This is a genomic window from Paenibacillus amylolyticus, from assembly GCF_001570725.1.
In the GTDB taxonomy this organism is placed as follows: Bacteria; Bacillota; Bacilli; order Paenibacillales; family Paenibacillaceae; genus Paenibacillus; species Paenibacillus amylolyticus_A.
The window spans coordinates 1,003,570-1,017,037 of record NZ_BCNV01000001.1 but is presented as its reverse complement, the minus strand read 5'-3'; the positions used below and the strand labels follow the sequence as shown (position 1 = coordinate 1,017,037).

At 47.1% G+C, this 13,468-nt stretch carries 12 protein-coding genes; 3 read left to right on the top strand and 9 right to left on the bottom strand.

Annotation, left to right across the window (positions count from 1 at the left end):
* Positions 1 to 78 precede the first annotated feature (78 nt).
* Positions 79 to 1,692: a response regulator transcription factor gene (locus PAHA3_RS04775; protein WP_062833698.1), complete on the bottom strand. Its 1,614-nt coding sequence runs from the start codon at positions 1,690 to 1,692 to the stop codon at positions 79 to 81.
* Positions 1,667 to 3,466 (bottom strand): sensor histidine kinase, encoded by a 1,800-nt coding sequence (locus PAHA3_RS04770; RefSeq protein WP_062833697.1) that lies wholly within the window; start codon positions 3,464 to 3,466, stop codon positions 1,667 to 1,669. The genes PAHA3_RS04775 and PAHA3_RS04770 overlap by 26 nt, the downstream gene beginning before the upstream one ends.
* 341 nt (positions 3,467 to 3,807) lie before the next feature.
* Here PAHA3_RS04770 and PAHA3_RS04765 point away from each other — a divergent pair, with 341 nt between their 5' ends.
* Entirely contained in the window at positions 3,808 to 5,217 is a 1,410-nt protein-coding gene (locus tag PAHA3_RS04765; RefSeq protein WP_062833696.1) for a hypothetical protein, read from the top strand.
* Positions 5,218 to 5,238: 21 nt separating this feature from the next.
* Here the strand turns inward: PAHA3_RS04765 and PAHA3_RS04760 are convergent, their stop codons facing one another.
* From PAHA3_RS04760 to PAHA3_RS04740, 5 genes are all read right to left on the bottom strand, one after another.
* Positions 5,239 to 5,838 carry a DUF4269 domain-containing protein gene (locus PAHA3_RS04760; protein ID WP_062833695.1) on the bottom strand — a complete coding sequence of 200 codons (600 nt, stop codon included), beginning with the start codon at positions 5,836 to 5,838 and terminating at the stop codon, positions 5,239 to 5,241.
* A 2-nt stretch (positions 5,839 to 5,840) separates the two neighbouring features.
* The gene (locus tag PAHA3_RS04755; protein ID WP_062835973.1) at positions 5,841 to 6,047 is read right to left on the bottom strand and encodes a YwbE family protein; all 207 of its coding nucleotides are present in this window, start codon (positions 6,045 to 6,047) and stop codon (positions 5,841 to 5,843) included.
* A gap of 225 nt (positions 6,048 to 6,272) precedes the next feature.
* Positions 6,273 to 7,061: a polysaccharide deacetylase family protein gene (locus tag PAHA3_RS04750; protein ID WP_062833694.1), complete on the bottom strand. Its 789-nt coding sequence runs from the start codon at positions 7,059 to 7,061 to the stop codon at positions 6,273 to 6,275.
* 66 nt (positions 7,062 to 7,127) lie between these two features.
* Complete coding sequence (locus PAHA3_RS04745; RefSeq protein ID WP_062833693.1) at positions 7,128 to 8,066, bottom strand: aldo/keto reductase; 939 nt, start codon at positions 8,064 to 8,066, stop codon at positions 7,128 to 7,130.
* Positions 8,067 to 8,178: 112 nt separating this feature from the next.
* Positions 8,179 to 10,203 carry a Na+/H+ antiporter gene (locus tag PAHA3_RS04740; protein ID WP_062833692.1) on the bottom strand — a complete coding sequence of 675 codons (2,025 nt, stop codon included), beginning with the start codon at positions 10,201 to 10,203 and terminating at the stop codon, positions 8,179 to 8,181.
* A 442-nt stretch (positions 10,204 to 10,645) separates the two neighbouring features.
* Here PAHA3_RS04740 and PAHA3_RS04735 point away from each other — a divergent pair, with 442 nt between their 5' ends.
* A complete protein-coding gene (locus PAHA3_RS04735; protein ID WP_062833691.1) occupies positions 10,646 to 10,945 on the top strand; it encodes a hypothetical protein in 300 nt (99 codons plus the stop codon).
* 97 nt (positions 10,946 to 11,042) lie between these two features.
* On the opposite strand, the gene PAHA3_RS04730 is transcribed toward PAHA3_RS04735, so the two are convergent.
* Positions 11,043 to 11,525 carry a MarR family winged helix-turn-helix transcriptional regulator gene (locus PAHA3_RS04730; protein ID WP_062833690.1) on the bottom strand — a complete coding sequence of 161 codons (483 nt, stop codon included), beginning with the start codon at positions 11,523 to 11,525 and terminating at the stop codon, positions 11,043 to 11,045.
* Between the two features lie 270 nt (positions 11,526 to 11,795).
* On the opposite strand from PAHA3_RS04730, the gene PAHA3_RS04725 reads away from it, so the two are divergent.
* Positions 11,796 to 12,911: an FAD-dependent monooxygenase gene (locus tag PAHA3_RS04725; RefSeq protein ID WP_062833689.1), complete on the top strand. Its 1,116-nt coding sequence runs from the start codon at positions 11,796 to 11,798 to the stop codon at positions 12,909 to 12,911.
* Positions 12,912 to 13,059: 148 nt separating this feature from the next.
* Here PAHA3_RS04725 and PAHA3_RS04720 read toward each other — a convergent pair whose 3' ends face one another.
* Positions 13,060 to 13,293, bottom strand: coding sequence for a hypothetical protein (locus PAHA3_RS04720; protein ID WP_062833688.1), 234 nt, complete (start codon positions 13,291 to 13,293; stop codon positions 13,060 to 13,062).
* Positions 13,294 to 13,468 lie beyond the last annotated feature (175 nt).

The following is a 13,468-nucleotide window of genomic DNA, read 5'->3' as shown; positions in this document are numbered from 1 at the left end:
GTGACCTGTTGACTTATCAAATTATGACTTTAGTGCCAAAATAAACAAAACAAAAGGCGCAGCATGCTGCGCCATGAGTTATACGGTACGTGACTGTTTGCGGAACTCCTGTGGTGTAATACCTGTGCACTTTTTGAACATTTTGGTGAAATGCGAGTAATTGTAGTAGCCCACCTTGCCAGCGATATCCGTCACTTTGACGGTGGACTGGGACAGTAACGTCTTCGCTTTGGCTACCCTGCCTTGCAGGATAAACTCGGACAAGGACATCCCCTTCTCCTTCCGAAACAAACGGGATAGGTAGGCAGGATTGAACCCGGCAAACGCTGCAAGTTCCTCTCGCATGAGTTCTTCGCCAATATGCGTTTCGATATAAATACACAACTGATCCACAATGGTCATTGGGCTGTGATCGTCCGGGTACAACACCGGGATGACACGATCAATCAGATCAGACGTCCACAGCTTCAACTGTGGCAATGACCTTGTGACTACACTCTCTTCCGGCTCCCGTTCCCCTGGATACAGACTGCGTATGGATACATTTTTCTGATGAAGCAACGGATAGACCACATGCAACATCGCATGATAGTAGAGACGCAGCATCTCAGGAGACAATCCCTCCTGGGCAGCAAGCAACTCAAAGATCTCATCCACACGTTCGCGCAAATCCCCAACTTTACCCGTTTCAAAAAGAATGGATAACTCCGAAAACCATGGAATCGGCAAAAAGCGATCTTCCTGATCTCTACCCCGTTCATCGTAGACAAAGACTTCTTCAAGCTCCTTAATATTGCGCCGCTCCATATCCATCAGTTCATTCAACATGCCTTGCAGCTCCGTTACAGCCACCGGAACACCAACATAACAGGACAACCGGCAGTAGAAATACGTACCACATTCCTGAATGTACACCTGACAACGTTCTGCCACTTCGCTCGCACTTGGTATCATGCCATCTTGCTCGTAAGCAAGCACAATATTCAATCCACTATGATCCTGAAACACCTCACCCGGCTTGTCGCCAAGCAACATTTCTCTCGCTGCATTACGAAGGGCATACTCTAATACCTCTTCATCACGTAAATCAAATTCACGCACCCACTCCTCTACCGAGATCACAATGGGTAACACACGTGCCTGTGGATCAATCTCGGCACCATACAATTCTGCGAGCTCTTGCAGCCGTTGTTTGGTTAACGTGATGCGCTGAGAGATAGCATCTTTCCAGAAACGTTCTGTCAGTAGCGGTTTATGGGTTTTCCAGCGTTTGTATACGGTCTCATAAACTTCGTTGGTACGTGTGCGCTGCTCTCCATCCTTGATCTTCTCCACCGCCTGGCTTACCACCTTGATCAAATGATCTGCCGGAGCAGGCTTCAATACGTAATCAAAGCTGTTCAGCTTAATGGCCGTCTGAGCATAATCGAACAACGCATGCCCTGTCAGGAAAATCGTCAGCATGCCTGGATCATGTTTCAGCACCCAGCTCTGCAGATCAAGCCCTGTTTCGCCAGGCATCTCAATATCACAGATCATGATATCGATGGCACTTGTCTTCAGGACCTTTCTTGCCTCTTCTGCATCACAAGCACTGAACACCTGGTCAATGCCGGCCGCATGCCAGTCAACACCTTCCACCATCGCTTGTAATGCATACACTTCATCATCCACGATCAACAGGTTCCGCATAGGCTCCCCCTTCTTCCTCTTCGGTCTGAGCGGGTAAATCAATGATGACTGCAGCGCCGTTATCCGCCTCATTTCTAAACTGTAAGCTGGCTTGATCACCATACTTCACTAACAGCCGATGAGCCACGTTCCATATACCGATATGCTGTCCACCCGGGTCTTCAGCGTATTGTCCCTGCTGTAAACGTTCCAGCAGTTCCTCATCAAATCCGACACCATTATCTACAATCATCAGTTGAAGCACCGTCTGTTCGAGACAACCAGATACCATCTTCCCACGGCAAGCCACAATCCGAATGAAAAATGGCTGCGTTCGCCGCTGAAATCCGTGAATAATGGCATTCTCCACAAAGGGCTGAATCGTCAATGGCGGAATCACATACTTTCCGAGATCCGGTTCAATATCCAGTTCAAAATCCAACCGGCTTGGAAACCTCAGCTTCTGAATTTCTAAATAATGACGAATGTGCTCCAGCTCTTCATCCAGACGAATAACACGTTTGCCTGCACGCAGGCTGAATCGGAAATAATCAGCCAGATGGCCAGCCATCTGCTGCACCAGCTCATGCTTTTGCAAGGAAGCCAGACTATGAATAATATTAAGTGAATTCAGGTAAAAGTGAGGATTGATTTGCATCTGTAATTGTTTGAACTCTGCCTCGCGCGTCCGTAATTGTTCCTCATACACATCAATCTTGAGATGCCGGATCTCGCTGGTCATCTGATTGAAGCTTCGCGTCATAAATTCAAGCTCCGAGGAAGATGGCGGCTCCAGCTTCACATCGAGATCTCCGCGGCTCACCCTTCTCATGCCCCGGATCAGTGAATTCATCGGACGGAATAACAGTTGTCGCAAAAAGATCAGTGCAGTAACCAGAATTACCGCGGCACCAATGGGAAGCAGGCGAATGATCTGCTGGAAGAACGGGAGGTTACGCATCATGTCCTCCTCAGGCAGTAGCACGATATAATTCATCTCGGACATGGCTGAGGCAATGCCCAGCATCAAATATTGACGTGCCTCCCCCTTGTTCATAACTTCAGAGATCACCTGATACGGGTCCTTCAGACCGGGAAGATGTGCGGCAGCAAGCTTGATCTGTCCAGTGTTCAATGTGGAATCGGATAACGCCCCACCGTCGGATCCAACAATGACTGCGCCTCCTCTGTCACCGGATTCTGTGAACTGTTGTGTGTGGTTCAGTGCATTCATATCAACCAGTGCACCGGCATAGAACTGCTGGTTGATTCGCACCGTTTTCACCAGCGCATTCCACGTTCCCCCACGCACGATGCTCCATTCCGGCTTCTGGATATCGCCTTCCAACTGCTGCATCTGGACTGGCATACTCTCCTGCACAACCGACTTTTTGACATCGTAATTGCCCGAAGTGGCGAGCAGCAGATCATCATTGACGGCATCATATAGAAAAAAGGAATCGATCAGATTATAGAAACCGATATCTGTCATGAATTTATTCATAATGCGTTGCTTCGCAATGATATAATCACCACTGCCGTATTCCAGAAAAAACAAGGAGATAATATCCGGGTCCCGCTCGCCCAGACTATATAAATACCGATTCGTCTCCTGTAATACACGTTCATTCTGCTCCACACTCTTGGCAAGATGATTCATATTGGTGAGAGATACCTTGTCACGTACGACTTTCATGGCGTAGACGTTGTTGTAATAGAGCAGCATGAACAGTGGTAGCATGATCAATGTAAGTCCCACAATAAACTTAAAACGAAGTGAACGGATTAAACTCATAGATTATGGATTCCCGCCCTTTTAGTTCAACATAGTTTTTTCTATTTTCTTCCTTATGATGGCATGTTTATTGTAATCACCCCTGGTTGCCATTGTCTATGCGGTCCCGTGACCTGCACATGTCAATTCTGGTGACTTCTATCCGCTCCAAGTTTGGATAACACGCTTCATATTGTAATAAATTCTCCAGTTGTAAAAAAAATCCTTCATTTATAGCTCAGAACACTCTCCCTAAAAATAAATACTGCGGCAAGCCCCGAACTCCACGAACGCCCGATCTTGACATGCATACGATATATCACTCCTCGGGTTTGTCACCAGGATGTAGGGAGGCCTGTTCGATGAATATTCAACTCACTGCGTTACACTATGTCTACCTGGCATTTATCGTCTTGATCATTGCGGTAATGATCCGGCGCAGGGACACCACCATCATCTGTGTCGCGGGTATTATGACCATTGGACTTCTGGCAACGGAAACCTTAAGCGGGTCAGTCGCTGGGATCTTCAGCAGTTTTATCTATGCGACGAAAGAATTGCTAAGTACGATCTTCATCATCTCGATCATTGTGGCGATGAGCCGTGTTCTGATCAGAACTGGCATTAATGAAGTCATGGTGACACCTGTCACCCGGTTTATCCGTTCTCCTCAGGTGGCATATTGGGGGATTGGACTGATCATGATGGTCGTATCGCTCTTTTTCTGGCCTTCTCCGGCGGTAGCCCTGGTTGGTGCTGTACTGCTTCCTGTAGCGGTACGTGTAGGGCTCCCTCCGATCGGAGCTGCCATTGCGATGAACCTGTTCGGACATGGGATTGCACTGTCAGGGGATTACATTATTCAGGGGGCTCCCAAACTTACAGCTGATGCGGCGGGTATACCGGTTACTTCCGTCATGACGGCCAGCATACCTCTGGTCATTGTCATGGGAACGGTATCTACACTTACAGCCTTCTGGATGCTGCGCAAAGAGATGAAATCAGGTACAGTGACAACGGTACCTCCCTCCTCGTCAGAGGCTGTGTCTACTTCTCTACCTGGCAATCTGTCAGTCGAACGTCAAGCCATGTCACCCCGTTTGCAAAAAGCATTCGCTCTGCTTATCCCTCTGTTATTCGCAGTGGATGTGATTCTGATGTTTGTATTGAAGCTGCAAGGTGGTGACGCAACAGCTCTGATTGGCGGGACTGCTGTGGTTATACTGATCGCTGTCACCCTGGCCGCACATCGACATGCGGGACCAGAAGAAACGACCAACTATTTAATAGAAGGATTTCAGTTCGGTTTCAAGGTATTCGGCCCGGTTATTCCGATAGCCGCGTTCTTTTATCTGGGGGATGCTGCCATTACGGAGTTGTTCCACAATCCACTTCCTGAAGGTTCACACGGAATCGTGAATGATCTCGGGGTTGCACTTGCTGGACTGGTGCCACTGAATGATACGGTGGGAGCCATTACAATGACGGTGACCGGAGCAGTCACGGGGATGGATGGTTCGGGATTCTCAGGGATTTCCCTGGTTGGCTCGATTGCGTCCATGTTTGCAGGGTCGGCAGATTCCGCTCCTGTGCTGACCGCACTCGGTCAGGTCGCAGCCATATGGGTAGGTGGCGGAACCTTGATTCCATGGGCATTGATTCCTGCTGCTGCGATCTGCGGAGTCAGTCCTTTTGAACTTGCAAGACGCAACCTGAAGCCTGTGCTGCTGGGACTCGCGGTAACGACGATTTTAGCCATCTTTCTGATCTGACCAAAGGTTAGGTTAAACCGTTTAAAAAGACGTGCGTGAACGTGCCCAGTTCCAGAGATCTTCACGCTTCATCTCTGCCAAATGCAGCATGTCCACATAGGGATCTCCCCGTAGTCCAAGTACAGAAGCGAAAGCAGGCTCCGTCTTCCACCCTGCCTGTTTCAGTCTGTGGATCTCACGGTGTCCCGCGTCTCCCCACAGTTGTAACAATCTCCACTCCACGATCATATGTAGGTATGCATTCTGCCTGTTAACTGGAACGGATTGGGCAAAAATCTCCATAGGCCAATGTCCCACTTGCAAATTACAAGTCACATAAGGACGTTGGTCTGGAATATCCCCACCACGTACACATTGAAACTCAGCAACGGCTCCGATTCGATTGTGTATATCAGCTACAAAGGCATCCAGATCCTCTGCATAACACAGTAGATCCAGATCACTGCCCGGAATATCAATATCAATCGGTACTGTACCTGCCGGATACGGGTGGTAGTCAGCTAATATATCAAGCAGTCCACTGCTCTTTAACAAACGGTTTGCGTCCTGCTGACGTTCGTTACCTGTAGATAGATGGGCCATTACATCTGCGGTAGTGATCATCTCCCCGCTTTTGACCACAGTTAGTTCGAGCCTCCTGCAATGACCTGTTTCACACGTCCTACTTGGCCGCTCGTCAGTCGTACTTTGATTCCGTGTGGATGCGTAGGGGACTTGGTTAACAGATCCTTCACAATGCCACGTGTCAGCTTGCCTGTAGCTTGATCCTGCTTCAGCACGATGTCCACTTCCAGACCTGGTTTAATATTTACTCGTTGTTGTCCATTCATCATATTCACTCCCTCTATGTTGTAATTCATATCATGTATACTATATAACCCTTAATCACAAAGCTCCATCTATTGTAGACGTTTTGGTTTCAAAACGAAAGCTATGCGGACAACAACCTCCTACTTCTAGTTCTATATTTATATGGAGACATATGGGAGAGCAATATAAAAAAACCGCTGGTCCCTTTATATCGATGCCAGCGGCTTTTGATTCAAATGTCATGTTCAGGGCTGTACATGTTTCAACAAAGACGAAGGTGAAGTTCCATCCTTCGCGGCTTCGCGTGCCTTCACAGCAAGTAGTTCAGATACCGTCACAAATCGATATCCCTGCTGCTGCAGTTTAGGCAGAATCGTTTTAAGTGCTGCTATCGTATGCGACTTGCCTTCCACCTTATCGTGAAAAAGTACAATATCCCCATTACGTGCGTTCTTCAACACTTTGTTAACGATAGCCGATACACCTGGAGAAGCCCAGTCGCGTGTATCCTGATGCCATGACCAAAGGACAATGGTATACCCTTTTTGTTTGGCAGCCTGAATGACCATGTCATTGTAGTAGCCGCCCGGTGGCCTGAACAACAAAGGACGCTCCGCACCTGCTTCAATGATGGAACTTTCCGCTGCGTTCATATCGTTCATGTACTTATCCGCGCCTGTTGATCGGACTGCATACGTGTGCGCATACGTATGATTGGCGATTTCATGCCCTTCGAGCTGCTCCTGCCTAATCAGTTCAGGAAATTTTTCTGCCCATTTTCCAAGTACAAAAAAGGTTCCTTTGGCTTGATATTGCTGGAGCAACGCCAGAATCTGCGGGGTCTGAATCGGATCTGGTCCATCATCAAACGTCAGGGCGATGAGTTTATCCTGTGTGGGAACCTCCCACACGATCTCTCCTCGTTCCTCATAATACTGACGGTTCTTCTGTACAGGCTTCGCATACGCAGAACTGCTGCCCAGCACAATAATCAGCGTGAACAATCCGATGAATCGGGCTGCCTTCAGGTTCATGTTGTGTCCTCACTTTGTCTTCATACGTAAACTCCCTGTTAGCATTTCCCGATTCACCCGAACTAATTAACGAAAGATCTGATCCACAACGGCGATTTCGTCAGCAGTTAGCTCTACATTCAATGTTTTCAGATTATTAATAACCTGCTCCGGTTTCTTGGCGCCCGGAATCAGTGCATCAATGGAAGGCTGGGTCAGGTACCAGGCCAGAACCAGATGAGCGACCTCAACATCCTTGGACTGTGCAATGCTGCGCAGTTGTTCTACTTTATCCAGATTTTCAATGAAAGCCTGACCTGTGAACAGCGGATTCTTCGCGCGTCCATCCTGGAATGTGGTATCACGATTATATTTACCGCCCAGCAGCCCCGCTGCCAGAGGGAAGTAAGGAACAAAAGAAATGTCATGCTCAGCTGTATACGGCAACAGCTCTTTCTCCGCTTCTCTTTTGAACAGATTATATTCAGATTGCAGTACGTCTACATGCCCGTCCTTATTGGCTTCACGCAACTGATCGATGGAGAAGTTGGATACGCCAATGGCCCGGATTTTGCCAGCGTCTTTCAACCGTTTTAACGTGTCTACTGCTTCATCCTTCGGCGTATGTTCATCCGGAAAGTGAATGTAGAACAGATCAATGTAATCGGTTTGCAGACGTTTCAAAGCTTCATCTACAGCCGCTTTCAGGAAAGCAGGTGAGTTATCCACGACAATCTTGCCATCTACAAATTTATGGGCCGCCTTGGTTGCAATAATCGTATTCTGACGTTGACCGGTTTCCCTCAACACTTCACCGATCAGTCGTTCGGAATGCTCCGGTCCATAGATGTACGCCGTATCCACAAAGTTAATGCCTTGTTTCAAGGCTGTACGAACCACTTCCTTCCCCGTCTCATCATTCAGCATGTCAGGATAGATATTATGTCCTCCTACTGCATTCGCACCCAGTCCAATGGGATTCACGATCAGATCCGTCTTGCCCAACCGAATTTGTTGTTCTGCCATGTCTCATCTCTCCTTCACTGATCGATATAAGTACATTTTTGCAATGATGCGTGTTGCTTGTTACATATTATATCAAACGCTATAGCATATTTAAAATATCGGGTTTGTCGGATTAGGTGTTTTTTAACGCAGTCGCTTCCACATCGTTGATAAACCGGCGCAATTTAGCAGCTACATCACGATTAATTTCGCCGTTCTCATACAGCTGTTGCACCGTATTGCGCTGTTCCTGAATCGCCACCATCTGCAATTCGAGCTTCTCCTGATTGAACGGATCTTCCGTTATGCCCTGGTTCCAGGTGCGCAATTTGGCAATTACTCGCTCATACTTGGCAATAACCGACAACGCCACGACTCGATTCCCATCATTCATATGGGCACGAATGGCCTTAATTGCCGCTTCAGAGGTGCGCAGCTTCACCTGACGGAACAGTTCTGCATTTTCAAGCATAAATGGTTGGTTCGGTTTCTGGGATCGATTGGTGAACAGATGTCCTAACACACGCCCGATCTCGCTGATCGAAGTCATGATCTGAGTGTTGGTGCGATTCGCCAGCATCATTTCCTTACGATCCAGCCAGCTGTCACATTTGAAGGCCGCATCAGAAGCAATCGCATTTTCGTCCAGCATCACTTCGATTTCTTTACGCTCGGCACGAGTGGCAATCAGGTTGATGGCTGTTTCTTGTTTTTGAATATCTTTGAGCTTACCGGCGGTCAGCTGACCTGCAGCCTGTCTAATGTACTTGGACAAGTCGGAGACGACCGCCAGTGCCGCAGCTTTGTTCTCATCGTTCATTTCAGATTTGACAGCTCGGATTGCCGCATTCAGCATAATGTCATGTGCTTTCCGTTCTGACTTCTGCGGTGTTTCTTCTGTGGATTTACCATCATCCTTAGCCAGAACCGGAAGAAACACACTTGCAGCAATCAGGGAGAAGAGAATAACCCCTGCTGCCAGGAAAATGATCAAATCCCTCTCAGGGAAAGGCGATCCATCCTGAAGCACGTAGGGAATGGAAAAGGCACCCGCCAATGTCACAGCTCCCCGCACGCCGGAGAGGGAAATAATCGTAATTTCCTTCAATCGCGGTCTGCCAATAGAGGATTTGGTACGCAGCAATTCATTCCCCTGCCAGAACAGATAGATCCAGAGAAAGCGCAGGATTAGCAGAAGCACTGAGATCAAGCCTACATATCCCAACACCTGCAGATTATTAAACGAGACATTTTCAAAAATGGTACTCAGCACATCCGGGACCTGTACGCCCAGAATGACGAACACCAGACCGTTCAGGATGAATAAAATGACAGACCATGTGCTCGCAGATACCACCTGCATCTTCAACTGAACCGATTCTGCGCGGTCACGTTCAATGGCGTGAATGATGCCACCCGCTACGACCGCTAAAATGCCCGATACCCCAATCTCTTCACTCACCAGATAGATGACAAACGGAGTCAGAATTTGCAGCAGCATGTGAATGGTTACATCTTCCATGCCCAGTCTACGGATCCATACCCCTAGTCTGATTAACAGAAAAGATAACAAGGCCCCGACAAGAAGCCCGCCAATCGCAATCAGAATAAAACTGAAGGTTGCATTCGCCAGGGAAAATACACCTGTAACCGTGGCTGCAATCGCGAATTTGAAGGCCACCAGGCCGGATGCATCATTCATTAACGCTTCACCCTCAAGAAGCCTATGTATGCCTTTGGGCAGATGTACCCGGCCCGCCATGGCGCCAACGGCCACAGCATCTGTCGGGGACAGTATGGCTGCAAGAGCAAAAGCAGCGGGTAACGGAATCGAAGGAATCAGCCAGTGAATGGCATACCCTGCCACGACGACGGTCACAAATACAAGCCCTAGCGCAAGCAGAAGTATCGGTGCACGCAAATTCCATAACTCATTCCTTGGTGTTCGCTTACCATCGTTATATAACAAAGGTGCGATGAAAAGCACAAAAAACAATTCCGGATTCAACGGCAAGTGTACCCCTGCAGGAAGTAGAGCTATAGCTACACCAAGCACGATTTGAATGAGCGGAACGGGAATAAAAGGTACAAACCGGTTCAGGATGTTCGATAAACCGATTAGCACCAGTAAGACAAGTACGGCAATAAATATTTCCATGATGACAATCCCTTTCCGCTATAGAAGTGGTGAAACCTTTGTTGTATAGGTTTATTTTAACATAATCCAGACTTTGTTATAAAAATGTTGTCATATTCATATACCCATTCAACTGGAATCAGACTAGTCTAAATAAGTTGAACTAATCATTTACACGACAACGGAGAGGACAGAAAAAACCTGAAAAAGCGAAGCGCTCGCCTAAAAGCTTTCTGAAAGAAAGCTGCATCGGAAGCATACGCTATCCCCGGATTTTCCCCTTCGGAAAAGGGAATCAAAAAATCTGGGGATAACAGCGATTGGAAGGTTATTCTGTCATCGTAGTGTCAGTGTAAATAATTTTTAGTTCAAATTATATAGATTGAAGAATTCTGATGGATTCTGTATATAAGATGTTACAATATGCTCAGGACAATACCCGTTTGGAAAGGAACTTGCATCTATGGCATTTGGAATTAAACGACAGGAGCTGGCTGCGTGGAAAGAACAAGTGGCTCGTGGTGAGATTGCCTACCTTACTCATTTCTGGATTGACAATCGATTTCCTGGCATCACCAGTGTAACCAAAGTCGGCTGCGCAGATCTGGAACGTCTGGAGCGTTGGTGTAACGATCATGGACTGGACCCGCGATACATTCATCGGCGGCAGCCATTCCCCCACTTTGACCTGATGGGCAGCAAGCAAAAGGAGATTTTGATCCAGGAAGGCATGACCGACCATTTGGTTCGCTTTCATTTGTAAACCAACTCAAAAACGCCAGTCTTCAAGGTTCATCCCCCCGCAAATAGGGACGAACTCATGAAGACTGACGTCTTCAAACCATCAAGTCATATATGGACTACCGATTAATCTGCTCAAACGACTTCATGTTCTCCAGCAGTTTCAGCTCAATTTTCTTCAGCATACCGAACATCTGCTGTTGCTCTTCCTCGGAAAGTGCTTGCAACAATTCCCACGTCATTCGGCCGCGATTCGCATTAAGTGTCTTGGCGAGCTGCGTTCCCTCATCCGTTAGGGACAGCCACACAATTCTACGATCTTCTTCACTGCGCACCCGCTGGATCAACCCTTCCGTTTCCAGCTGATTCAGTACAATGGTGGTTGCGCCGGAAGACAAACTGAGTTGTCTGGCCACATCCACCGCCATGCAGCGTTTTTCACGTAAAATCATGCCCAATATATGACTTTTTGTCGGATTCAGTTTGCAGTTGGTTTCGGTCTTCTGCTGCTGATCCAACACTTTATTTTTATATCTGAAGAAGGCCTCCAACAATTGATCTACATTTGCCAATTGAGAGTTTCGCTCCGTATCCGGGCTCATAAACGTTCCTCCTGCCTTTCATCATAACCTACCGTTTATTGTAACATATTTACACTATTATGTTTGTGAAAAATGCGCTTGTTTGGTATATCCTATACTTGACGGGAGGACGTGTGTTTTATTTTGCCATAGACCTCTTGCTTTCTTGCGATGGGTTTGATTATAATAATCTATATCTTTAAGTTACTTTTAGTTACTTAATGATTTTAATAAATCTGTTGTTATAAAGTAAATAAAGCGTTAACAATATATTGCAAGGGACTTATGCATATGAATCAGAATTTACAATCACCATTAAAAACGGATGTTTGCATCGTCGGCGCAGGTCCTGGCGGTGCTTTGCTATCTTATCTGCTGAATCAAAAAGGAATCTCCACGATTCTCATTGAGAGACAACCACACCTGCACAAGTCGTTCCGCGGGGAGTTACTCAATGTGGACGGCGAAGCGATCCTAAGTAAACACGGCCTCTATTCACTCATCCAGGAACGTGGAGCGCTGCTCTTGGAAGAGATTCAGTATTGGGAGAATGGAAAGATTATTCATACCGTTTCGCCAGGTAATGGAGAATCTCATGTCGGGATTCATGTACCCCAAAATCATCTCCTGGAAGCCATCGTATCACACGCTCAGCAGCACAGTACAAATGAACAAGTGTTGTTTAATACCATCATGACCGGTTTGTTACGAGACAAGAGCGGCAAGACCGTTGGTATTAATATTCGGCAAAACGGCGTTCCTGCCTCCATTGAAGCATCTGTTATTGTCGGTGCAGATGGCAGATACTCTGCTGTACGCAAACATTCCGGTTTGACTCCCGAGATTCGCAAGCACGGATATGACCTGTTATGGGCACGTATTCCGGCACCTGTAGGTTGGGAACCAGCTGTTCGGATGGCCAGTATGGATGGGCAACAGCTTGCGCTGTTCTCACAATTCGGTGGTTATGTTCAGATCGGATGGAACATTCCCGAGGGAGCTTACTCCAAGCTGCGAGAGCAGCCGATTGCTCCTTTTGTAGAAAAACTTGTATCTGCTTTTCCTTGCCTGTCTGATTCTGTAGCTACCAACATTCAGAGCTGGAGTGATTTTGTTCTGTTATCTGTTGAAAGCAGCTATTGCGAATCATGGGCACAGGACAATGTTGTGCTCATCGGGGATGCCGCTCATACAATGACGCCAACCGGTGCGTTTGGACTGAATGCCGCGCTCGAAGACGCAGACGTGCTCTCGGAACTACTTGTTCGAATTGCCGCCGATCAATTCGGGTCCATTGCATTGCTTCAGGAGCTTCAGACAATCCGCGGAGCAAAGGTACAACAGCAACTTGCACGGCAATTGGAGATGGAATCCTCTTTCCAGCAGCGGTATGAATCCTTTCTCTAAAACCCGTTAAACCAGATAAAATAGCCGATTAAACTTCAAGTGGGATACAAATACCTCCCAAATGCCCAAACAGCCGATCACTTCCTCGTGGAGAAGAATCGGCTTTTGGGCTTGTTGAAACTCTTTTATATGTAATCCTTATCCATCTTCATTTTCGTTTGCGTGGAGCAAATGAGTCCTCTCGGGATGCTCCTTCTTGATTACCATCAACGTCCTTCGGATAGGACGACGAAATGTTATCTTTTTCATATATCGCTTTCTCCAGATTGCTTAAGCGGCGCAGGACTTGTTTGCTTTTACGAACGATATATACAATACCAATGATCAACAGGATTAACATCAAAGAGAATATCATTATCCCCGGATAAAAGACAAATGACATGAATCCACCTCCTTATTGAAAACGATTTCTTTATATCATTCTAACCCGAATGAGCTAGGATGTGAACCCGACTGAAAGCTTCGCTTGTGGAGTAGGGAAAAAAGCCTGAAACGAAGACAGTATCTTCTCATCTGGTGCAAAAGCAAAAAAAAGGTGGCATCCCTGATCAGGAATA